This window comes from Bacillus sp. FSL R5-0512 (genome assembly GCF_038593295.1).
Lineage (GTDB): Bacteria > Bacillota > Bacilli > Bacillales > Bacillaceae > Bacillus > Bacillus safensis.
On the sequence record NZ_CP151982.1, the window covers coordinates 3,640,049 to 3,663,627 of the forward strand.

The 23,579-nt window shown below is 42.9% G+C and carries 18 protein-coding genes; 9 read left to right on the forward strand and 9 right to left on the reverse strand.

The genetic code is table 11. The features are described 5' to 3' along the window. Positions 1-7 precede the first annotated feature (7 nt). The 7 genes from NSQ25_RS18690 to NSQ25_RS18720 all read left to right on the forward strand — a co-directional run bounded on the left by NSQ25_RS18690 (position 8) and on the right by NSQ25_RS18720 (position 12,502). Positions 8-7,156 (forward strand): non-ribosomal peptide synthetase, encoded by a 7,149-nt coding sequence (locus NSQ25_RS18690; RefSeq protein WP_326135991.1) that lies wholly within the window; start codon positions 8-10, stop codon positions 7,154-7,156. Between the two features lie 20 nt (positions 7,157-7,176). After that, positions 7,177-7,404 carry an MbtH family protein gene (locus tag NSQ25_RS18695; protein WP_025093680.1) on the forward strand — a complete coding sequence of 76 codons (228 nt, stop codon included), beginning with the start codon at positions 7,177-7,179 and terminating at the stop codon, positions 7,402-7,404. A 123-nt stretch (positions 7,405-7,527) separates the two neighbouring features. Continuing rightward, positions 7,528-9,153: an AraC family transcriptional regulator gene (locus NSQ25_RS18700; protein WP_144496508.1), complete on the forward strand. Its 1,626-nt coding sequence runs from the start codon at positions 7,528-7,530 to the stop codon at positions 9,151-9,153. A gap of 98 nt (positions 9,154-9,251) precedes the next feature. Continuing rightward, a complete protein-coding gene (locus NSQ25_RS18705) occupies positions 9,252-10,217 on the forward strand; it encodes an iron-hydroxamate ABC transporter substrate-binding protein (RefSeq protein ID WP_034283615.1) in 966 nt (321 codons plus the stop codon). A 94-nt stretch (positions 10,218-10,311) separates the two neighbouring features. After that, on the forward strand, positions 10,312-11,046 hold the full coding sequence (locus tag NSQ25_RS18710) for an alpha/beta hydrolase-fold protein (RefSeq protein WP_070326261.1): 735 nt from the start codon (positions 10,312-10,314) through the stop codon (positions 11,044-11,046). 72 nt (positions 11,047-11,118) lie between these two features. Further along, positions 11,119-11,265, forward strand: coding sequence for a YycC family protein (locus NSQ25_RS18715; protein WP_064498621.1), 147 nt, complete (start codon positions 11,119-11,121; stop codon positions 11,263-11,265). 22 nt (positions 11,266-11,287) lie between these two features. Continuing rightward, entirely contained in the window at positions 11,288-12,502 is a 1,215-nt protein-coding gene (locus tag NSQ25_RS18720; RefSeq protein WP_326135992.1) for an MFS transporter, read from the forward strand. 40 nt (positions 12,503-12,542) lie between these two features. Here the strand turns inward: NSQ25_RS18720 and rplI are convergent, their stop codons facing one another. From rplI to NSQ25_RS18735, 3 genes are read right to left on the reverse strand one after another with little or no spacing between them, the layout of a single operon-like run. Beyond that, positions 12,543-12,992 carry a 50S ribosomal protein L9 gene (gene rplI, locus NSQ25_RS18725; protein ID WP_008359128.1) on the reverse strand — a complete coding sequence of 150 codons (450 nt, stop codon included), beginning with the start codon at positions 12,990-12,992 and terminating at the stop codon, positions 12,543-12,545. Then, positions 12,989-14,968, reverse strand: a complete 1,980-nt coding sequence (locus tag NSQ25_RS18730; protein ID WP_024427639.1) for a DHH family phosphoesterase — start codon at positions 14,966-14,968, stop codon at positions 12,989-12,991. The genes rplI and NSQ25_RS18730 overlap by 4 nt, the downstream gene beginning before the upstream one ends. A 30-nt stretch (positions 14,969-14,998) precedes the next feature. Continuing rightward, positions 14,999-15,937: a YybS family protein gene (locus NSQ25_RS18735; protein WP_269195845.1), complete on the reverse strand. Its 939-nt coding sequence runs from the start codon at positions 15,935-15,937 to the stop codon at positions 14,999-15,001. Between the two features lie 303 nt (positions 15,938-16,240). On the opposite strand from NSQ25_RS18735, the gene NSQ25_RS18740 reads away from it, so the two are divergent. Then, the gene (locus tag NSQ25_RS18740) at positions 16,241-17,167 is read left to right on the forward strand and encodes a manganese-dependent inorganic pyrophosphatase (protein WP_024424048.1); all 927 of its coding nucleotides are present in this window, start codon (positions 16,241-16,243) and stop codon (positions 17,165-17,167) included. 55 nt (positions 17,168-17,222) lie between these two features. On the opposite strand, the gene NSQ25_RS18745 is transcribed toward NSQ25_RS18740, so the two are convergent. From NSQ25_RS18745 to NSQ25_RS18755, 3 genes are all read right to left on the reverse strand, one after another. After that, on the reverse strand, positions 17,223-18,080 hold the full coding sequence (locus tag NSQ25_RS18745) for a DUF3298 domain-containing protein (protein ID WP_326135993.1): 858 nt from the start codon (positions 18,078-18,080) through the stop codon (positions 17,223-17,225). Further along, complete coding sequence (locus tag NSQ25_RS18750) at positions 18,081-18,575, reverse strand: RNA polymerase sigma factor (protein ID WP_034283625.1); 495 nt, start codon at positions 18,573-18,575, stop codon at positions 18,081-18,083. 149 nt (positions 18,576-18,724) lie between these two features. After that, positions 18,725-19,384, reverse strand: coding sequence for an aspartate/glutamate racemase family protein (locus NSQ25_RS18755; RefSeq protein ID WP_034283626.1), 660 nt, complete (start codon positions 19,382-19,384; stop codon positions 18,725-18,727). Positions 19,385-19,489: 105 nt separating this feature from the next. On the opposite strand from NSQ25_RS18755, the gene katX reads away from it, so the two are divergent. Further along, positions 19,490-21,079, forward strand: a complete 1,590-nt coding sequence (gene katX / locus NSQ25_RS18760) for a catalase KatX (protein ID WP_046312561.1) — start codon at positions 19,490-19,492, stop codon at positions 21,077-21,079. 49 nt (positions 21,080-21,128) lie between these two features. On the opposite strand, the gene wrbA is transcribed toward katX, so the two are convergent. From wrbA to NSQ25_RS18775, 3 genes are all read right to left on the reverse strand, one after another. Then, positions 21,129-21,743 carry an NAD(P)H:quinone oxidoreductase gene (wrbA, locus tag NSQ25_RS18765; RefSeq protein ID WP_034283654.1) on the reverse strand — a complete coding sequence of 205 codons (615 nt, stop codon included), beginning with the start codon at positions 21,741-21,743 and terminating at the stop codon, positions 21,129-21,131. Between the two features lie 72 nt (positions 21,744-21,815). Further along, complete coding sequence (locus tag NSQ25_RS18770) at positions 21,816-22,424, reverse strand: alpha/beta hydrolase (RefSeq protein WP_034622294.1); 609 nt, start codon at positions 22,422-22,424, stop codon at positions 21,816-21,818. Further along, positions 22,421-23,371: a ring-cleaving dioxygenase gene (locus tag NSQ25_RS18775; RefSeq protein WP_065215031.1), complete on the reverse strand. Its 951-nt coding sequence runs from the start codon at positions 23,369-23,371 to the stop codon at positions 22,421-22,423. The genes NSQ25_RS18770 and NSQ25_RS18775 overlap by 4 nt, the downstream gene beginning before the upstream one ends. Positions 23,372-23,579 lie beyond the last annotated feature (208 nt).

Sequence of the window (23,579 nt, forward strand, 5' to 3'; positions counted from 1 at the left end):
TAGACCCTTGTCGATCCAGTCAGTCGATTCATTCCCGCTAACCGGTGCCCAATCAGGCATTTGGTACGCGCAGCAGCTTGATCCAGCTAATCCTATTTTCAATACAGCTGAGTATATAGAGATTAAAGGTCCTATTGATCCCATACATTTTGAAGCCGCCATTAGAAAGACTGTCTTAGAAGCAGATTCCTTGTATATGCGCTTCATTGAAGATACTGACGGTCCAAAGCAATGGATGACATCTAAGAAAGAAATCCCATTTCAATATGTCAATTTACAAAATGAAAAACAGCCGATTGATGCGGCTAAAGCATGGATGAAGGCAGATCTTTCAACACCAGTCTCTTTAGAGAAAGATGTATTATTCCGTGAAGTACTTTTTCAGCTTGCTGACGACCGATTTATCTGGTATCAGCGCATTCATCACATTGCCATTGATGGATTCGCCTTTTCGCTCATTGCACGTCGTGTTGCTGAGGTCTATTCAGCCCTATCGCAAGGGACACCTGTGCCTCCTCAAACATTTGGAGCCTTACATGACGTAGTTCAAGAGGAGTCCACTTATCGACAGTCCAATCGATATGAAGCTGATCGAGCGTTTTGGAAAAATCGCTTTGCTGATCAACCTGAAGTTGTCAGCCTTGCTGAGCTTGCACCAAGAACGTCGGATCATTTTATTCGAAAAACGGCTGGCTTCGATGCCGAAAAGGTAAGCAAAATGAAAAGAAATGCTCAAGCCTTCGGTGGTACGTGGCATGAAATGATCCTTGCTGCATCCGCTTTATATATGCATCGTATGACTGGTGCACATGATATTGTTTTAGGATTACCTGTGATGATGCGCCTTGGATCGTGCGCCTTACAAACACCCGGAATGGTCATGAACCTGGTACCGCTTCGTTTAACATGCAAACCAGAAATGACGCTATCAGCACTTGTTCGCCAAGTATCTGATGAACTAAAAGCCATTCGCCCTCATCAACGATATCGCCACGAGGACATGCGGAGAGACTTTAAACTTATCGGAAGAAATCAGCGATTATTTGGCCCACAGATCAATATCATGCCATTTGATTATGATCTCATGTTCGATCAGAGCATGGGTCAAGCACATAACCTCTCAGCAGGACCCGTGGATGATATATCGATCAACATATACGACCGCGCGGATGGGAACGGATTTCAAATCGACTTTGATGCAAACCCTGCCGTTTACAAAGAGCAAACAGTTGACGCTCATCAGCAGCGTTTTCTTCAATTGCTGGAGGAAATAACCGGACTAGAGCAAGATCAAACGATCAGTCAATTCAACCTTCTTTTGTCTGAAGAGAAAGAGAACATCCTCAAGCACTGGAATGATACAAAACGAGAATTACCAAAGGAATCTTTACGGGAACTATTTGAAAAACAAGTGAGCAAAACACCACAAGCAAAAGCATTACAGTATGAAGGAATTACTTTGACCTATGAGGAGTTGAATCAGCGGGCTAATCAATTAGCTCATTATTTGAAAAAACATGACATTGGACCAGAACAATTTGTCGCAATTGCTCTGCCTCGGTCCATCAATATGGTCGTAAGTCTATTAGCCGTCGTCAAAACGGGAGCCGCATATCTGCCACTAGACCCTGATTATCCTAACGATCGTGTCGCCTATATGCTAGAAGATGCCAAACCAGCGTGCTTGCTCACAGTCAAAGAGACAGCAGACGGTTTGGACCATCCGCACATCGTTCAGCTGGATGATTCAACTGTTCATCAGGACATAGCAGACAGTCCGCACATCAATCCGGCTTGGAGCGAGGGCTCTCCACATCACCCAGCTTACATCCTCTACACGTCAGGATCGACAGGTAAACCAAAGGGTGTTGTTGTAACAAAACGAAATGTGATCAACTTTATATTGTCCATGCAAGATTCATTTTTATTAGATCAAAAAGACCAGCTTTTAGCGGTAACGACCATTGCCTTTGATATTTCTGGGCTGGAAATGTTCCTCCCGCTTTTACATGGGGCTGCTATTTTATTGGCAAAAAAAGAAACCATACAAGAACCAGCAAAGCTTTCAGACATGATTCGTTCTCATCATGTCACAATCATGCAGGCAACGCCAACGTTGTGGCATGCGTTGGCAGATGAATACCCTGATGTGATCACAGGTATGCGTGTTCTTGTTGGAGGTGAAGCACTCCCTGCCTCCCTTTTGCACACATTGCAATCTCTTCAATGTGACATTACTAATTTGTACGGACCTACAGAAACGACGATCTGGTCTACGATGGAAAATGTCACAGCACATCGAGAAAATAGTGGACCGGCAATTGGTAAACCCATTTGGAATACGAGCATTTACATTTTAGATGAAGGACTAAACCCAGTCCCAGCAGGATCAATCGGTGAGCTTTATATTGCAGGTGAAGGAGTATCCAGAGGATATCTTGGACGATATGATTTAACGGCTGAACGCTTTGTCGCTGATCCATTCGGCACAAAAGGCACGAGAATGTATCGTACTGGTGATTTAGCCAGATGGCGTGAAGATGGTTCAATTGATTATATCAGCCGTGCCGATCATCAAATTAAAATCCGCGGCTTCCGTATTGAACTAGGTGAAATTGAAACAGTGATGATGCAGCATCAAGCCATAAAGCATACATCTGTTATCGTTCGTGAGGATCAACCTGGGCAGCAGCTGCTTTGTGCGTATGTTGTGCTGACAGACCGGTCTTCTCTGCACCCTTCAGAGCTCAGGCAGTTTGCGGCTGCATTACTTCCTGATTACATGGTGCCTTCTGCTGTTGTCGTTTTGCCAGAACTTCCACTTACACCAAACGGTAAAATCGACCGCAAAGCATTACCAGCACCAAATATGTCTTTAGTTAGTTCTGAGCGTACACCTAGAACACCACAAGAAGACATGTTATGTAGTTTATTTGCAGAAACCCTTGGCCTATCTCAAATTGGCATAGATGATAGTTTCTTTGACTTAGGAGGACATTCCTTACTCGCCGCTCGCCTGCTTAGACGTATACGCGATACACTTGGTGCAGACCTAAGTATGAGTACCATTTTTGAATCACCTCGGGTTGCTGAGCTTGTGCAGCACATTGACAAAGCGAAGGACATTCGGCCGCCGCTTCAGGTTGAAGACAAACCAGATGAAATTCCATTATCCTTTGCCCAAAAACGGCTCTGGTTCCTTCATTGCCTTGAAGGGCCAAGTCCAACTTACAATATTCCACTTGTCATTCAACTGACAGGTACACTAGATCAAACAGCTCTCATTGGTGCTTTGGCAGATATCACTGAAAAACACGAAACCCTTAGAACCATTTTTCCAAATAAGAACGGCATGCCAAGACAGGTCATTTTACACCCGAAAAGTGTTCAGCCTGAACTCCATGTCACAGCTTCAAGCGATCAACAAATTGAGAATCAGTTAAACGAAGCCATTCGCTATAGCTTTCAGATTGAAGAAGAACCTGCACTTCGAGCTGAATTATTCACGCTTGATGCAAACCGATCCGTACTGCTTCTATTGCTGCATCACATCGCTGGTGACGGCTGGTCACTTGCACCATTGACGCGAGACTTAGCTGCTGCTTACGAAGCCCGTATACAAGGAAAATCCATCTCCTTGCCAGCAGAACCTGTTCAATATGCTGACTATGCTATTTGGCAGCAGAAGCTGTTGGGCAGTGAAGAAAAGGCGGATAGTCTATTTGCCAAGCAGCTCAGCTATTGGAAAGGTGCCTTACATGACCTGCCTGAAGAACTTGAACTGCCTTATGACTTCCCGCGTCCACAGGAAGGAAGCTTCAACGGTGCGACGATAGACTTTACGATTGAACCCGCTTTACATCAGAACCTCCTTGAGCTTGCAAAGCAGCATCAAGTGAGTTTGTTCATGGTGCTTCAAGCATCACTTGCAGCATTACTGACACGCCTTGGGGCCGGTACAGATATCCCAATCGGCAGTCCAATTGCTGGACGGAATGACGATGCACTTGACGATATTGTGGGCTTGTTTGTGAACACACTAGTATTACGTACAAATACAGCTGGTAATCCAACCTTTAGTGAGCTATTGAAGCGAGTGCGAGACGTTGACCTAGCAGCCTATGAGCATCAGGATCTGCCATTTGAACGGCTAGTTGAAATCCTAAACCCAACCCGGTCCAGATCAAGAAATCCATTGTTCCAGGTCATGCTAGCCTTCCAAAATACACCGAAGGCAGAAATGAAGCTGACACAACTTGACTCAGATCTTTACGTGAAACCAGTAGGGTCAGCTAAATTTGATCTGACAATCGAATTGGCAGAACAAAGAACGGAAACTGGGTCAGCAGCGGGATTAACAGGATTGTTTGAATTCAGCACAGATGTATTTAAACAAAGCACCATTCGAGCAATCGCTGACAGAATGAAGCGCTTTTTAACAGAGGTAGCTGAGCGCCCGCATCTGCCGATTGGTCAAGTGAACATTTTATCAGATAAAGAGCGGCAAACATTTCTCCCTGACAAAAAGACAATTGCTCAGTTAGACCAAGCACATAGTCTCTCGGCTTTATTTGAAAAAACGGCGCAGCAATCTCCTGATCGAGTCGCAGTAACGGATGGCAAGAGGCAGCTGACCTATGGTGAGTTAAACAACAAAGCCAATCGTCTTGCTCATTTATTAATAGAAAGAGGCGTTGGACCAGAACAGTTCGTTGCACTTGCCCTGCCTAGATCAATCGATATGCTCATAAGCTTATTAGCCGTTCATAAAGCAGGCGCAGCCTATGTTCCGCTTGATCCTGATTATCCAGCAGACAGGCTGGCATACATGATACAAGATGCCAAACCAGTTTGCAGCATCACAACAAAAGCAGATGCAATGCACCTCCCTGCTGATTGCGATTTGATTTTGTTAGACGAAAAGGAAACGAGCGATCAATTGCTGACAATGCCAAATCACAATCCGGCTGATATAGACAGAATTGAGCCGCTATCTTCTCTGCATCCGGCCTATATTATTTATACATCCGGTTCTACAGGGAAACCAAAAGGAGTGGTCATCCCACACCAAAATGTCATCCGTCTTCTGACATCTACTGAACATTGGTTCCACTTTGATGAAGATGATGTTTGGACAATGTTCCATTCATATGCCTTTGACTTTTCAGTATGGGAAATATGGGGACCACTTTTATATGGCGGCCGGCTTGTCATTGTACCTCATACCATCTCTCGCTCCCCAGAAGAGATGCTGCAGCTTCTAGTTGAGGAAGGCGTGACTGTACTTAATCAAACACCTTCTGCCTTCTATCAGCTCATGCAGATAGACAAGGAACAACAAACACTAGGCCAAACATTATCACTCCGCTATGTCATCTTTGGCGGTGAAGCATTAGAGCTTAGCAGATTAGAAGATTGGTACAGCCGTCACTCAGACTGTAAGCCAAAGCTCATTAACATGTACGGCATTACAGAAACTACCGTACACGTTACGTACAATGAACTCAATCGAGATATGATCACAAAGAACTCCAGCAGTTTAATAGGCGAACCGATTCCTGATTTACACGTTTACGTTCTAGATGAATATCTGCAGCCTGTTCCCCCTGGAACGACAGGTGAAATGTATGTAGCTGGAGCTGGCCTTGCAAGAGGTTATCTAGGCAGACCTGACCTGACATCAGATCGATTCCCTGCCAATCCTTATGGCGCACCTGGCACAAGGATGTATCGCACAGGTGACCTTGCGCGCTGGACAGAAGAAGGGGCTCTTGATTACATTGGCAGAGCTGATCATCAAATTAAAATACGCGGCTTCCGCATTGAACTTGGAGAAATCGAAGCCGTTCTGGCACGCCACGATGCAGTTGCACAAGTTGCCGTCATGATGCGAGAGGATCAGCCTGGCGACAAACGCCTAGTCGCCTATATCGTCCCAACTGAAGAAAACCGTTTCGATACAGAGACCCTTCGTCATTTTGCAGCAGCCAGTCTTCCTGATTACATGGTGCCCGCGGCATATGTACAGATTGACGCCATGCCGCTTACAGCAAACGGGAAGCTTGATCAAAAATCACTGCCAGCACCTCAATTGCATATGCAGCAAGCAGATGGCCGCGGCCCTAGAAATCCGAAAGAGGAAATCCTATGTCATCTCTTTGAAGAGGTGCTTGATTTGCCTAAAATCAGCATAGACGATCGCTTTTTTGACATTGGCGGACACTCACTGCTTGCAGTTCGTTTAATCAGCCGCATTCGTGATGCACTTGGTGTCAAACTAAGCATTGGAACATTGTTTGAAGCACCAAATGTGGCAAGTTTGGCAGAGAAACTAGAAACAGGAAGCGATGAAAACGCACTAGAAATCCTGCTGCCGCTGCGAACAAATGGAGAAAGATATCCACTCTTCTGTGTTCATCCAGCAGGTGGTCTTAGCTGGTGCTATGCAGGTCTCTTGAATACATTAGAAAAAGACATCCCTATTTATGGATTACAGGCTCGAGGAATCGCAAGAAAAGATGACTACCCGCACACACTAGATGATATGGCTGCGGATTACATCAAGCACATCCAAACGATTCAGCCAAAAGGCCCTTATCATCTTCTTGGCTGGTCATTAGGCGGAAACGTTGTTCAGGCTATGGCTACACAGCTCCAGCAGCAAGGTGAAGAAATCGCACTCGTTGCGATGCTGGATGCCTATCCGAACCATTTCTTACCGATTAAAGCAGCACCTGATGAAGAAGAAGCACTAATCGCTCTTCTTGCGCTCGGCGGTTATGATCCAGATACCTTAACAGGTGAACCGCTCACAATGAAAAGTGCCATCGACATCTTGAAAAAAGATGGCAGTGCACTAGCTAGCTTAAATGAAGATGCCATTAGAAATCTAAAAGAAACCTATGTGAATTCAGTTCGATTGCTCGGAGAATATCAGCCAAAAACTTATCAGGGGGACATATTATTCTTTAGATCTACCATTATCCCAGATTGGTTTACACCAATTGATCCCGAAGCATGGGCACCTTATATCAACGGAACAATCGAACAGCACGACATTCATTGCCGGCACAAAGACATGTGCCAGCCTAAACCCCTAGCAGAAATTGGTGTCATCTTAGACAACGCACTGCATCGGGTCAAACAAAAGCACTAAGAATAAAGGAGAGATGACAAATGACAAATCCCTTTGATCGTGAAGACGGTGTATTTCTTGTGCTGGTCAATGAACAAGGACAGCATTCACTTTGGCCATCATTTGCACCAGTGCCAGATGGATGGGAAAAGGTCTTTGGGGAAGACACTAGAAATGCCTGCATCGATTATATCCAGACACACTGGCAGGACTTGCGGCCATTAAGCTTAACAAAAGAACCTGCGCTAGCACATGGAAAAACGGAATAAATCACCGCACCCTGATCTCCATCAGGGTGCTTTTTTGACAGAATAAACATCACCATCTTTCAGCTCTTTCTGCTACAATTTAATTGAGAATGTTTATCAATCAATAAGAGATCAGGTGGTTTTATGGGAAACAACAATCAATTACGTACATTGGCAAATGCCGAACAATTCATCTACCGATTAACATATACTGAAAAAATAAATAATGCAGAGCTTCCACATACAGAGCAGCAGCTATCAGATACATTCTGCCTCCTCTTCAGCATAAGCGGCAGCGGTTTACTCACATTGAACGATCAAAAATGGCGATTGAAACATCTGACACTCTATACAATCATGCCTGGGGAAACATTTATGTTAAAAACAGAGCCTTATCAAAAACACGAGCTCTATCTGTTTCGCTTTCAGCTCTACACGCTGCAAAATCAAAACATAGGAGAAGTATCAACGGAACATGCCCGTTCTTTACTGAATAAATGGCAATTTATCGATATTAGCTCGATTGAACATATTCATTCTTTATTGTCCGATATGACAGAGGAATGGCAAAGACCTGAATCCATTAGCTTTTTTAGAAGCCAAACTCTTTTTCAGGAGCTCATTATGCAGCTTTTCACACTGCATAAAGAAGATATTTGTGACACGGCACATGCCCTTTTCAAAACAAAACAATATATCGATCAACATTCCGAAGAACCCCTCAGCCTGACAAGTCTATCTCATATGGCTGGCATCAGCGCCAATCATTACAGCGAGCTATTTAAAAAGCATTTTGATGTGAGTGTCACTTATTATATCACCAAGAAAAGGATGGCTAGAGCCAAACAATTAATCGCAAAAGGCAACGTAAAGCTCAAAGACATTGCACTGGAAATCGGCTATCAAGATCCGTATTACTTCAGCCGCATCTTTAAGAAAAAAACGGGCATGACCCCTTCTACTTATATGAAAAGCCGTCAGCGGAAAATTGCAGCCTATGGCCATTCCATACTCGGCCAGCTCACACCCATTCATATCATCCCATATGCTGCCCCTCTTCACCCTAAGTGGACAGCACATGATTTTGAGCATCATGCAGAAGAAATTCCGATTCACCTGAGTGCACATCGGATCAACGAGCACGCTGAAGCCAATTTACAGCTATTAAAAGAAACAAAACCTGAGCTGATCATTGCCAATGATCATGTGACAGAGGAAGAAAAACAAGTGTTAAAAACCATCTGTCCTGTTCACTTTGTTCCATTCACACAATTAGATTGGCGCACTCAATTCAAACAAACAGCTATGTTCCTAAATGAAGCGAACGAAGCAGAAGAATGGCTGATTCATTACGAGGAACTCGTCAATCAAGCGAAAAAGGCATGCCTTTTTGATCATCCACCAAAAACCGTCCTGCCTCTTCGTATCTTTCAAGATCAGCTCTATTTGTCTGTGAATCGCACCATGTCAGAAGTAATTTTTCAAGATATTGGCCTTCTGCCAGCTTTTCAGAATGACGGCCAGCTAATAGAAAAGAAAATCAGCATTCGCTCTATACAACAGCTAGATCCAGACGCCATCTTCCTCTTCCTGCATAAGGAGCCAAAAACCATTGCTTTTTATCAAAAATTAAAACAGCAGGAGTCTTGGCAAAATCTCAAGGCTGTGACGCAGCAAGCCGTCTATCCGCTCACTTCTGACCCTTGGCGTGAATACACAGCAGCCAGTCATCAACGAGTCATTCAGGACCTTTTATCTTTTTTTCCGTAAAAAGTCCATCATTTGACAGATCATTGTCTATGGATAAAAGGACAAAAGACTACTACAATTTTTAATTGAGAACAATTATCAGTTAAAGGAGAAAACAAATGAAAAAATGGTTCGCATTGCTTATCCTTTGTATCATGACGATCACCGCAGCAGCCTGTGGTGCTGCAGAAAATAAACCTGCTTCAAACACGACCAAAAGCAAGTCAGCTGAAACAGCAGAAACAAATATCAACTACTTAGATCAAACGTACAAACTCAAAACACCAGTGAAACGAATTGTCATTGCTGGAAGCCTTGAATCAATGGAAGATGCAAAATTACTTGGTATCGAGCCTATTGGTGCTTCTACTGTAGGCGGCACATTCCCTGAATTATTTAAAGACATTACAGCGAAAACAGAAGGTATCGGTGAAAAAACAGAACCGAACCTGGAAAAAATCCTAAAACTAAAACCAGATGTGATACTCGGATCAACCAAGTTCCCGCCTGCAACAATTAAAAAATTGGATAAAGTCCAAACGACGATCCCAGTATCCCATGTCTCTTCTGACTGGGAAAGCAATCTATTATTACTCGGTGAACTGACTGGAAAAAGTAAAGAAGCGAAAAACATCATTTCTGATTATCAGAAAGATCTCAAACAAGCGAAAGAAACCTTGAAAGACAAAAGCAGCAACAAAACAGCTGTCATTTTGCGCATTAGACAGGGCGACCTGTACGTTTACCCTGAAGACGTATACTTCAACTCGACCTTATATGGGGACTTAGGATTTACAGCACCAAGTGATATCAAAAAAGCCAAAGCACAAGCATTGATTTCATTGGAGCGCCTAGGCGAACTCAATCCTGACTATATTTTTGTTCAGTTCTCTAAAGAGGAAAACTCCTCGAATCCAAATGCATTGAAGGACTTAGAGAAAAATAAAATTTGGACAAGCCTAAAAGCTGTGAAAAATGGGCACATCAATGAAAATGCCGTTGATCCTATGCTTCAAGGAGGAACAGCACTAAGCAAAACAACCTTCCTTGATAAGGCTGTCAAATGGTTAGATCAAAACAACTAAACAGATGCGTGATCAGATTTTTGACAAAGGGCTAAATTGTTTAGCCCTTTGTCTTCTTTTCAACGCAGTTGAAAACCTTTAGGAGAGGATACACATGAACGGAACGTTTCTATATGAAGAGTTTAATGGGCGTCAGCTTGATATTTACCTTCCACAGGACACCTCTATTGATGTTCCAGCTGTCTTTGTACAAGATGGCTCTTCTTTGTTTAGAACACACCTGCTAGAGATCGAAAGAATGATCGAAACCAAAACCATCTCACCAATCATCATTGTCGGCATACACCCATTCAATCGACTTGACGAATATACACCATGGAAGGCGTCATCACTGCGATCTGGGTTTCCTGACTTTAAAGGTGAGGCACAGACGTATGTGTCATTTTTAGCGAATGACTTACTCCCATATATCAAAAGAGAATATCCAGTTCAAGAGACCTGTCATGAACATAGCCACGTAGGTGCTTCATTAGGCGGGCTGTTTGCTATTTATACTTTATTCATGCACCCTGATCTTTTTAAAAACATCGCATCGATCTCCGGGTCATTTTGGTATCAAGATTTTCTACCGTTTGCTAAACAACAAAGCATTCAGTGTGTGGATCACTTTATTTATTTGTCTGTAGGCAGTGAAGAAGGGAAAGGCAAAACATCTGCTCAACAGCACATGCCTTTATTCAACAAACAACTACATGACCTTTTATTACAGAAAGGGATGCAAGAAAGGCAGCTGCAATATCACATCGAACAAGGGGAGGGCCATCATCTGAAACAATTTCAAAAAAATTTCTTATCGGCCCTAAAGTGGTTTTATCAAAGAGAACGCTAATTTTTTATCAGCATGGCACAAAGCCGATATGATATATTGGAACGTATAGATTGAAAGAGGAGGGATTTGCGCATGAGACCTTTACAAATCTCAGCCGATACCGCACAAAAGCTTGCTGCATCACTCAATGTACCGTTAGAACAAATCATGCATATGCCGCAGCATATCTTATTAGCTAAATTAGCGGAGCTTGAACAGAAGAAAGATCGTTCTTCTTAAAGAAATAAAGGAGTTTACATTCATGGAACAACAACTAGAAAAATCAACATTACATCCTCGCAGTACAGGACAAACCATCCTGCTGATTGCTGGGATTTTGCTTATTGCATTTAATCTTCGGCCTGCCATTACATCCGTTGGCCCTGTTATCGGCGCGATTCGTTCCGATTTACAGCTTTCAAATGGACTGGCGGGTTTTCTTACAACATTACCACTGCTCTCATTCGCATTGCTTTCTCCAATTGCCCCTAAAATCGGAAAACGACTTGGCAATGAACGAACCCTCTGGCTTGGACTTGCCGTCCTTCTCTTTGGGATTGTGATTCGCTCGTTTGGCTCCATCACCTTCTTAATGATTGGAACAGCGCTGGTCGGCGTTGGAATTGCGATTTGTAATGTGCTCTTACCGGGGCTTGTGAAGCATAAATTTCCTGGACATGCAGGCTTGATGACAAGTGTATATACGACTTCAATGTCCGTCTTCGCTGCACTTGCATCAGGTGTCAGTGTTCCGCTCAGTCATACGATGCCTGGCGGCTGGAATACATCATTCCTTGTATGGGCTGGACTTGCCCTTCTCGCCATGATGGTTTGGGCGCCGCAGCTTCTTCATCAGAATACAGCGGCCGTCAAAAGTATTTCTCTTACAGAGCAGCCAATATGGCGTTCACGTGTTGCATGGCAGGTGACCTTTTTTATGGGGTTGCAGTCATTCCTTTTCTATAGCAGCATCGCATGGTTTCCTGATATCTTAACATCCCATGGAATGAACCTGTCGACAGCTGGCTGGATGCTGTCCATTATGCAGTTTGTTGGGCTGCCATCCACCTTCTTAACGCCCGTTTTTGCAGAAAAATTAAAAACGCAAAGACCGCTTGTCGTCGGCCTTGTCCTTGTGTATTTACTCGGCATGATTGGACTTCTTCTCGGAGGATCGACGCCTATCCTTGTCATCTCTGTTCTATTGATCGGCATTGGACAAGGGGCCAGTATCAGTCTTGCCCTCACATTTATCGGTTTACGTACAACCAATATGGAACAAGCAGCTGCCCTCTCTGGAATGGCGCAGTCTCTCGGTTATTTATTAGCTGCTGTTGGGCCGTTCATGATTGGTATCCTTTTTGATTCCACACATACATGGACACCAGCGATTATCATCTTTATCATCATCCTATTTTTCATGTTTTTATCCGGTATGCGTGCTGGACGCAGTGTCTATATTTCAGATCCTTCATAAAAAAAGAACCCGCCTCCTCGTGAGACGGGTTCTTTTCTACTTATGCCTGCTCTGTCACATGTACCTTTAACGTTGCTTGTACCTCTGGATGAAGCTTCACCGGTACATTTGTGTAACCTAATGCACGGATGGCGTCATTCAGCTCGATTTTACGCTTATCGAGTTTAATTTGATGATCTTTTTGCAATTTATCAGCGATTTGTTTGCTTGTAATCGAGCCAAACAAACGGCCGCCTTCACCTGATTTTGCAGTGAGTTCCACTGTTAACGCCTCAAGTGTTTCTTTTAATTGTTTTGCTTGTTCAAGCTCTTGGATGGCATTCTTTTTCTCTTTGTTTTTCTGCCCTTCCAATGCGCTTAGGTTCGTTGGAGTTGCTTCAACAGCTAACCCTTGTTTGATGAGAAAGTTGTGCGCGTATCCGTCAGCTACATTCTTGACTTCGCCTTTTTTCCCTTTGCCTTTTACGTCTTTTAGAAAGATGACTTTCATCTTTGAACCCCTCCTTCGAAATATTCGTCAATGGCAGCCTTTAATTTCCCTACCGCTTCTTCAATGGTTATACCATAAATCTGGGTAGCAGCGTTAGTCAAATGACCGCCGCCGTCTAATGCTTCCATAATAATTTGAACGTTGATATCCCCTAATGATCTGGCACTAATACATACTGTGTCGTCATCTCGTCTAGCGACAGCAAATGACGCTTCTACCTCACTCATTGACAACAGGGAATCCGCTGTCTGGGCAATCGTAATTTGATCATAATACTCCGACCTATCAGATGGTAATGAAGCAATGGCCACCTGATTTTGATACAGTTCTGTATGCTGAATGAGTTTTGCTCGTTTGATGTAATGATCGACGGTTTCTTTTAAGAACTTTTGCACAAGGACAGGATCTGCTCCCTTTGCACGAAGGTAGGATGCTGCATCGAACGTTCTTGACCCCGTTCTCAGGGAGAAACTCTTCGTATCAACGATGATCCCAGCCAGAAGCGCAGTCGCCTCAATCATGTTAATCCGTAATTTCTTCGGCTGATACTCTAAAAGCTCTGTCACAAGCTCTGCTGTAGATGAAGCATACGGCTCCATATAAACAAGTAAAGGATCACGGATAAATTCCTCGCCGCGTCTATGATGGTCAATGACCACGACATTTTCAATCTTATTCAGCAGCCGTTCCTCCATGACGAGAGACGGTTTATGTGTGTCTACGACGACAAGCAATGTGTCATCCTTTGCAAGCTCCATTGCTTCCTCTGGTGTGATAAAACGTGACCAAAGCTCTTCATAATTCTTAATTTCACTAATTAATCGTTGAACACTGTCGCCAATCTGGTTGGCATCAATGACAATATAACCTTCTTTTCCATTGGCCTGGGCAACCTTTAAAATCCCAATGGATGCACCGATCGAGTCCATGTCTGGGAACTTATGCCCCATGATCATGACATTACCGCTTTCAGATACAATTTCTTTTAAAGCATGAGAAATGACCCGTGCGCGTACGCGTGTCCGTTTCTCCATTGGATTCGTTTTTCCACCGTAGAATTTCACTTTTCCATTCGGCTGTTTAATGGCGACCTGATCCCCGCCTCGTCCGAGGGCAAGGTCAAGACTCGACTGCGCAAGTGCTCCAAGCTCTTTCAAGGAAGGAACGGACGCACCGATCCCGATACTCAGAGTAAGCGTCGCACTATGTGCCCCTGTTTTCTCACGGACCTCGTCTAAAATGGAGAATTTCGACGCTTCAAGCTCAGCTAAAATACTCTCATTTAGAACCGCCATAAATCGTTCAGACGAAATTCTCTTCAGGAAAATACCATATTCTTGTGCCCAATTGTTGAGCAAAGACGTCACTTCACTATTAATCGCGCTGCGCACTTGATCATCAAGTCCCTGCGTGACATCGTCGTAGTTGTCTAAAAAGATATAAGATAACACCGTTCGTTCATTTTCGTACTGTCGTTCAATCTGCACTTGTTCCGTGACATCAAAGAAATATAAAAGGCGCTCTGACCGTTTAATAATGACTTTGAATTTCCGGTCATTCAGCGTCACATTTTCGGTCTCGACCTCTTGTTTAATAAGAGGCACAATGGACTCGAATGTATCGTACAAGGATCTGCCGACAAGTGTGCTTTCATGAAAGCATGAAGCGAGAAATGGATTCGTCCATTCGATATAATACTGATCATTAAACAGCATAATACCAATTGGCATCTCCATTAATGCTTCTTCTCCAACCTTTTTGACTCGATAGGATAATGTTGAAATATATGAATCAATCTCTTTCTGCACTTGCGTATCTGCCCACTTTAAGAAGTAGAGCACACCTGCAAGGACGAAAAGACCAACTGCTCCTATGATCCAATTGAAATAAAGGTTGAGGAGGACTGTGACCACCGCAAGAACAATTAACGCGAAGATCGGATACTTGATGACAGGTTTTCTATAGAAGCTTGGCACTGATATCAACTCCTCAACATTCAGAGTGAATTATTTGTTTTTTACTTTTTCTCTTAAATCAAAGCCTATGTCAGCAATCCCTATAATTCGCACAATCACACCGATCGGCGGAAAGAAAACCGTTAACACAACAGCGAAAATGGGTACCGCTTTTGAGATATTTTTTTCGTGGCAATAATAGAAGAGAAAAGAAAATCCCTGAATAAGCACCAGTATAAATAAAATTTTAAACGCACTCGATTGAACGAGCCATAAAAAGCTGCCTTTTTCCGTCTGAATCAGCATCAAAAGCAATGTGAGTAAATAATACCATACCATGCTTTTTGGCAGCCGCATATCCTTAAATTTCTTCAAGGACGGCATGTCTGAAACAAACCGTTTGAGCAAAGGCCGCATGAACCAATGATTCACAAAAGCCAGCAGCGTGACCAAAATCAATAACGCTACAGGTAAAGCACTTAATGCCGTATCCTGCAACTCTCTGAACTGCTTCAGCTGCTTCGCAATGTCCTTCTCAGACACGCCGGATTGCTTTAAAGTACTCTCTACCATCGGCATCATTTGCTCAATCGACTCTTTCGCAATATTCATGATATCGATTTGAAAGAGCTGAACACTGACAACAAAGGAAATGAGAATACTGAATAAATAAATTAGCGCACCTGTAATGATGGCATTCCCAGGCTGCCTTCTGCTGTAGAAAACACCCATGCCTAATCCGGCAGCAATCAATATTGGTGCAGTCATAAGACCATTTATAGACCCAATTAAAAAGCTGATCACTATGCCAATAGCGCCAGCAGCAATTCCTTTTTTCAAGCCGTGTCTAATTGTATAGAGGATGATCGGAATCGGAGCAGCTAGAAAGAAAATAATGGATAATAGCGGCACATACAGATAAAACAACGTCATGACTGCGAAAATACTGATCATGATTGCGCCCTCTACTAACGCTTTTGTTTGTTTCACACCTTCACCTCTATCCAATCCTTTTGTCTATATCTTGCTCAATGTGTACTTCTATGTATACGTATGATGTCAGCTCCATCATGTCTTGCTCCAACCTTTATTTTACCATAGCGGTAAATCTCAAGTAAAATACAGGCTGTCCTGGGAGCGTTTCACGTGGAACACCGATATGGAATGGCGCATGCAAGTTTTCAAACAGCATGTTACAATTTTTTAGATTATTCTTAGCTATAAACCCTGAATTCAAGGTCAAAAGCTGTTAGAATAGAAACATCATCAATAAATGTAAGAAGGAGAATTCACATGGGAAAAACACTCGTATTCGGACACAAAAATCCTGACACAGACACGATTTGCTCTGCTATTGCTTACGCTGATCTGAAAAACAAAATCGGCGTTCAGGCAGAAGCCGTCAGACTTGGAGAAATTAATGGAGAAACACAATACGCATTAGATTTCTTTAAACAAGAAGCACCTCGTTTCATTGAAACGGCTGCAAACGAAACAAAGCAAGTCATTCTTGTCGATCATAACGAATTCCAGCAAAGTGTAAGTGATATTGATCAAGTACAAGTAACTGAGGTCATTGACCACCACCGTATTGCCAACTTTGAAACAAGTGAACCTCTTTACTATCGTGCAGAGCCTGTAGGCTGTACAGCAACGATCTTAAACAAAATGTATAAAGAAAACCAAGTGACGATTGAAAAAGAAATCGCTGGTTTGCTTTTATCTGCGATCATTTCTGATTCCTTATTATTCAAATCCCCAACATGCACACAGCAAGACATTGATGCTGCGCATGAGCTTGCAAAAATCGCAGGGGTAGATCCAGAAGTTTACGGCCTAGATATGCTCAAAGCAGGCGCTGATCTAAGCCAAAAAACGGTTCAAGAATTAATTACACTTGATGCAAAAGAATTCGCACTAGGCAAAAGCAAAGTCGAAATTGCACAAGTCAATACAGTAGATATTGCTGAAGTGACAGCAAGACAGGCTGACATTGAAGCGAAAATCAATGAAGTCATTGCAGCAAAAGGTCTTGATCTATTTGTTTTAGTCATCACAGACATTTTAGAAAATGACTCCCTTGCTCTTGCACTCGGTGCTGAAGCAGCAAAAGTAGAAAAAGCATTTAACGTCACGCTTGAAAACAACACAGCTTTACTAAAAGGTGTTGTATCAAGAAAGAAACAAGTCGTACCTGCACTGACAGACGCACTTTCTTAATAAAACACGACAAGACTGCTGAATTGTTCAGCAGTCTTTTTTGTCTGTCTTCTTTTTAATGAATGTACGTATCACTAACGAGAATATCCTTTAGCACGCTTGTTGGAATCGTGAATTCAACAACACCCATGTAGCCAGGCGCCACATCATATTCATTAAAGGAAATCACAAGCTTCCCTTTTGAATTGATATAGAAGTTTTGATCCGGCTTAATTTTCTTAAATGGTTCCGCCATATCTTGCTTGCCAATCCAATACATTTTGTTTGAATCCTCTTTCATCTGTTTCTTCATTTGTTCTTTAATGTTTTCACTAATCACATCAATATAACGATTATTTTTAAACAGGCTTGGTAATGTAATGAGGACATGGTTTTTCTTATCAACCGTATCATATGTCATTTCCTCTGCCGCAGAAGCCTGAGTCGTCACCTTGTATCGGCCTAGTGAAAGGATTTGATCATTGTTCGTTCTCACTTCATAACCGCTCTCAACACTTAAATGACCATTTTTATAACCCTTTGTTTCCTTTTCAAAATCTTGATACAGCTTTTTGTTTTCAGCTAAATATTTTTGATTCAGGCTGTCTTGTAATGTTCCGTCCCCAAGTCCTGAAACGTGTGGTGTTTTAAGATCAATATTCGTTCCTTGATCACTCTTTTTAAATTCTGTAAACGTTACGACTTTCACCAGCTCGCCAATGACAGGCACCTCTGAAATCGCTCTTGCTGCCTGTGGACTGACGTTAACCGTTGTGACAAAAAGAGCTGCCGCCGCAACAAGTCCTATTGTCCATTGCTGAAAATGAGGTTTTTTATTTTTTCTTTTTAACGTTCGTTCAACCATCGCATCATATTCCGGTGGAATAGGGATTTCTAAATATTCATCTTTTAAATGTTCCAAATACTTATCCATTTATATTTCCTCCTGTGATAATTCTACTTTTAAAAGCCGCAGCGCCTTATATAGTCTTGTTTTAATGGTGTTTTCATTTTCATCGAGAATCTGGGCGATGTCCTCTAGTTTTAAATCTTCAAAGAATCTCAAAATAATGATGACCCGATACATCTCAGGCAAATCCTCTATAGCCCGTTTGACGTCTTGATCTTCGTATACATCTGATTCGCCCTGAGATAAGAATTCAAGCGTATCATCATCTGTCACCTGCACCCGTTTCTTCTTTCGTAAAAAGTCTAGGGCAGCGTTCACCACGATTTTATAAAACCAGCTATGCATTTTGCTCGCATCCTCTAATCGGTGAACAGATTTGAGTGCTTTATGAATGGCCTCCTGAACAACATCCATAGCATCTTCTGGGTTTTTGACATAACTATAGGACAACCGATAAAAACTGTGTTTATGTTCCATGACGTAATCCGCAAATTGATCGTCTATTTTTCGTTTCTTCATTTTACAAAGAGCTCCTTTATCTTAAATGCGCATCTGTTATTTCTTACATTGGATAGACGCGCACCTTTTGAAAATAGTTTGCGCTCGGTTATTTTTTTAACATGTCATCGCATTTACGTTCCTATACAAAAAGAGCGAACCTGATGGGTTCACTCTTTCCAAGCGGATAGTGTTTGATGAACAAACTGTTTTAGTGAAGAAAGCGGATGAATGATAGGAACGCCTGTCTCCTGCTCCATCTGCTGTGCCGCATGAACCATCGAAAGCTGCATCACACAAATGTCTTTCCCTTTTTGCTTCATACATCTTCTCAGCTGCTCCTTGATTTGTTCATCATAGGCTTGCATATCACCGTTTAGACAGAGATGAAAGGCATCCTCCATCACAACCAATTCCACTTCAACCTGTTTGCCCCGCTCTGTGGCATATGATTCAAGCCGCTGCATTGTCCCTTCCACTGTATCTGGGTTGGAAAACACCAGTTGAAGAGGCCCTTGTTTCTCACAAATCATCTCAAATAACGGTTCATCGATCGGAACAATCGGTTGTTTGAAATGGTGCTGCTGATCACCTAGAGCAGCAATGTATTGTGTACACGTGAGCAGAATGAGATCGGCTTCACTTTCTTGCTTTAATCTGTTGATAGCATACGTTTGCTGCTTGTATTGATCAAATGCAGGATCTTGAGTGGCGCGTTCTATAAATGATGAATCGACTGTGTGATGCAAATCAACATCTGTATCACCAAAAACATCTTCTATATATGACTGATTGGATGGATGGGCGTGAAGGCAGTGTAATCGAATCATCTGGTTTGCTCCTCGTGAAAGTTTTCAATCATTATATCAATCCTTGTATGAAATAGGGAGCAACATGACCATATTGTTAGGGAGATATTGAAGGAGGGATTCGAATTGAAAGAAGATCAACAGCCTAAACCATCTTCAGAGTCAGAAGAAACGTTAACGAATCGGCAAGGTCATCCCGTAACAGACAATCAAAATATGAGAACTGTTGGGAATAGAGGACCCACTACGCTTGAAAACTACGATTTCCTAGAGAAAATCAGCCATTTTGATCGTGAACGCATCCCTGAACGTGTCGTTCATGCACGCGGTGCTGGAGCTCACGGTTATTTTGAAGCCTACGGCACATTTGGTGATGAACCCATCTCCACCTATACGAGAGCGAAATTATTTCAGGAAAAAGGGAAAAAGACGCCTGTTTTCGTTCGTTTTTCTTCTGTGATTCACGGCGGTCATTCGCCAGAAACATTACGCGATCCGAGAGGGTTTGCGATTAAATTTTATACAGAGGAAGGCAACTGGGATCTCGTGGGGAACAACCTGAAGATTTTCTTTATCCGAGATGCTTTAAAGTTCCCTGATTTGGTTCATGCCTTTAAGCCAGATCCTGTCACCAATCGTCAGGACGGCGAGCGTATTTTTGATTTTGTCTCACAATCACCTGAAGCGACGCATATGGTGACATTTCTCTTTTCACCATGGGGCATCCCAGCTACATACCGGCACATGCAAGGCTCAGGTGTCCATGCGTACAAATGGGTCAACCATGAAGGAAAAGCCGTGCTGGTTAAATATCATTTTGAACCGAAACAAGGCATTCGCAACCTGACCCAAGAACAGGCACAAGCGATTCAGGGAGAAAATTTTAATCATGCCACACAGGATTTATATGAAGCGATTGAGCAAGGAGATTATCCTGAATGGGAGGTATATGCACAGATCATGGAAGATGATGCCCACCCTCACCTCGATTTTGACCCGCTAGACCCGACAAAGCTTTGGTACAAGGATGACTATCCATGGAAACCAATCGGACGGATGGTATTAAACAAAAATCCAGAAAACTATTTCGCAGAAGTCGAACAGGTTGCCTTTGGTACTGGTGTACTCGTAGACGGCTTGGACTTCTCAGATGATAAATTGCTACAAGGCCGCACCTTCTCCTACTCTGACACGCAGCGATATCGTGTAGGGCCAAACTATTTACAGCTGCCGATCAATGCACCGAAAAAGCATGTCGCCACCAATCAAAGAGATGGACAAATGGAATACCATGTCGATCAAGGCAAAGGGCAAAATCCCCATGTGAATTATGAACCGTCGATCCTCGGAGGATTAAAAGAAGCCAAACAGGATGGAAAGGATCATACGCCTTTTGTAGAGGGTGAAGTCAAACGAGAAGCCATTGACCGCCCAAACAACTTTGGACAAGCAGGAGAAACGTATCGCCGTTTTAATGATTGGGAGCGTGAGGAACTGATTAAGAACTTAGTCAATACCCTTGCGACATGTCAAAAGGACATTCAAGACCAAATGATCGAAAACTTTACAAAAGCAGACCCTGATTACGGAAAGCGTGTCGCTGACGGCTTAAAAGCCTTTAAACAAGAGCAGCCAAGCGGACCTATCGGCTCTACAGGCGCTGCCGAAGCCGTGGACGATGCCATCAACAACAGCACACCATCAGATCCTTATTAATGAAAAAAAGAATGCAGCGGCGAGGCTGCATTCTTTTTGTTTACATCTATTAAGCGTTTTGACCTTTTTTGATCCATTCTGCTACATTGACTGTACGTTTTGCCTGATGTTTCACAGCTGCTTCTGCATCCTCTTGGATTTTTCCATTTTGGTCAACAGTGACACTTACGCCATAAGGGTTGCCCCCTGCACCGTATAAGGAATCATCTGTGTATCCAGGAGCGGCAATAATGGCTCCCCAGTGGAACATCGTCGTATATAGGCTGAGAACCGTCTGCTCCTGTCCGCCATTTGCGTTTTGAGCTGAAGTCATCGCGCTGACTGCTTTGTTTGCCAATTTACCTTGGAACCACAAGCCGCCTGTTGTATCTAAGAACTGCTTCATTTGAGCTGGCAGGTTACCGAAACGTGTCGGCATGCTAAAGATGATGGCATCTGCCCACTCTAAATCACTTAATTGAACCTCTGGCACATCCTTTGTTTCGTCTAAATGTGCTTTCCATGCTGGATTTGAAGCGACAACTGCTTCTGGTGCCAATTCAGCAACCTTTAATACTTTGACCTCTGCGCCAGCTTCTTTTGCTCCAGCTTCAGCCCATTTCGCCATCTGATAGTTTGTACCTGTTGAACTATAATAAATAATCGCTAATTTTACGTTTTCCATTTGTTCCATCTCCTTTTGTTTGTTTTGCCCAAAAAGCTTCTGTAAAAATCCCACCTGTATTCCCCACCTTATTTAAAATTGACGACGATACCATAAAGCCGCAGCATCGACTTCTTCTCTCGTTAGCTGATGTCCGCGATTTTCCCAATGAAGTGTAACCGATGCACCTGCACCCTGCAGCAATTGCTCCAGCTCCTGTGATTCCTCTGGACGGCACATTGGGTCATTTTCACCTGCTGCTATAAAGACTTGTTTCCCTGCTAATGAAGGCAATGAAACTCCGCGTCTTGGAACCATTGGATGATGCAGGATGGCGCCTTTTAGGGCATCCCCATAATGGAATAACAAGCTTCCAGCAATGTTTGCCCCATTGGAATATCCGATAGCTACCACATTGTGACGATCAAATCCATATTCATCAGCTGCTTCGCCGATAAATGTATATAGTTCCTCAGTACGCTCAATCAAATCCTGTTCATCAAATACACCCTCTGCCAAACGTCTGAAAAAACGCGGCATGCCGTTTTCTAATACATTCCCTCTCACACTAAGAACAGATGCGTCAGGGTCTACTATCTGTGCAAGCGGCAATAAATCTTCTTCCGTCCCGCCAGTTCCATGCAGTAATAACAGGACAGGTCTTTGTTCATTCTTTCCTTTTCGAAAAAGATGCTTCATCATGAATCTCCTTTCCCTTTAACTTCTCTCACTTCAATTGGAAACACAATTTGTTCAATCTGACGGCGCTGCGCCTCATATTGCGGTGGCAGTTTCAATGCTTCACCCATTGTTTCCACTGATTCATCGTGTGCAAATCCTGGAGGATCAGTAGCGATCTCAAATAATATGCCGCCAAGCTCTCTAAAATAAATAGCATTAAAATAATTTCGATCTTGCACAGGTGTCACTTGATACCCGCTTTGTGCAATATGTCTTTGCCAATCTAATTGATCATGATCATCTGTTGCTCTCCATGCAATATGGTGCACGACTCCAACACCCATACGTCCTCGTGGAACAGGTGTGATGTTCACATCAATGACATTACCTATTTCACCAAACGAACGGAATCTCACATAGTCTCCTTCTGCTCCGACTCGTTCAAGTCCCATCGTTTGCTCTAGCAGCTGCATCGTTTGCTCCGGCTGCGAAGTTAATAAAACAGCTCCGCCAAATCCTTTAATGGCTACATCTGGTGTGACACCATTAAAGGTCCACTCGTTTTGTTTTCCTTCCGCACGCTCTACCAGCTCAATCAATAAGCCGTGTGGATCTTCAAATGAGAGAAAAGCTTCACCAAAACGTTCAACCGTTTCATAAGAGACATTAAACTGCTCAAGACGATCTTTCCAGAAAGAGAAAGCGCCTGTCGGTACAACATATGTCGTCACGCCCACTTGTCCTGCACCAATTTGACCTTTTTGTGCACCTGGCCAAGGGAAAAACGTAATAATTGTCCCTGGAGAGCCGCCTTCATTTCCAAAATATAAATGGTATGTGCCCGGATCATCAAAATTCACGGTCTTCTTCACGAGACGAAGTCCTAAAACACCTGCATAAAAATCAACGTTCTCCTGAGGATGACCTACAATAGCTGTAATATGGTGAATTCCTTCTGTTTTTTTCACTTCTCATGACCTCCTAATTGAAGTAAGAAACCCCTATTCATTATGTCTTTACTGACGTCTTTATATTATCTCGAATTCGAGATATTAGATCAAAAAAATATATTTATCTCGAATTAAGGATATGATGTTTTTAAATAAATGTCAATGTTTTTTGTTTTTCTTTTAAAAAAGCAGAGCTGCTTTGCATGAAACAGCCCTGCTTTCCCTT

Coding starts and splice junctions, on each gene's coding strand:
- NSQ25_RS18695 (WP_025093680.1), top strand. CDS start 7,177: ATGACAAATCCCTTTGATCGTGAAGACGGTGTATTTCTTGTGCTGGTC.
- NSQ25_RS18700 (WP_144496508.1), top strand. CDS start 7,528: ATGGGAAACAACAATCAATTACGTACATTGGCAAATGCCGAACAATTC.
- NSQ25_RS18705 (WP_034283615.1), top strand. CDS start 9,252: ATGAAAAAATGGTTCGCATTGCTTATCCTTTGTATCATGACGATCACC.
- NSQ25_RS18710 (WP_070326261.1), top strand. CDS start 10,312: ATGAACGGAACGTTTCTATATGAAGAGTTTAATGGGCGTCAGCTTGAT.
- NSQ25_RS18715 (WP_064498621.1), top strand. CDS start 11,119: ATGAGACCTTTACAAATCTCAGCCGATACCGCACAAAAGCTTGCTGCA.
- NSQ25_RS18720 (WP_326135992.1), top strand. CDS start 11,288: ATGGAACAACAACTAGAAAAATCAACATTACATCCTCGCAGTACAGGA.
- rplI (WP_008359128.1), bottom strand. CDS start 12,992: ATGAAAGTCATCTTTCTAAAAGACGTAAAAGGCAAAGGGAAAAAAGGC.
- NSQ25_RS18740 (WP_024424048.1), top strand. CDS start 16,241: ATGGGAAAAACACTCGTATTCGGACACAAAAATCCTGACACAGACACG.
- NSQ25_RS18745 (WP_326135993.1), bottom strand. CDS start 18,080: ATGGATAAGTATTTGGAACATTTAAAAGATGAATATTTAGAAATCCCT.
- NSQ25_RS18750 (WP_034283625.1), bottom strand. CDS start 18,575: ATGAAGAAACGAAAAATAGACGATCAATTTGCGGATTACGTCATGGAA.
- NSQ25_RS18755 (WP_034283626.1), bottom strand. CDS start 19,384: ATGATTCGATTACACTGCCTTCACGCCCATCCATCCAATCAGTCATAT.
- wrbA (WP_034283654.1), bottom strand. CDS start 21,743: ATGGAAAACGTAAAATTAGCGATTATTTATTATAGTTCAACAGGTACA.
- NSQ25_RS18770 (WP_034622294.1), bottom strand. CDS start 22,424: ATGATGAAGCATCTTTTTCGAAAAGGAAAGAATGAACAAAGACCTGTC.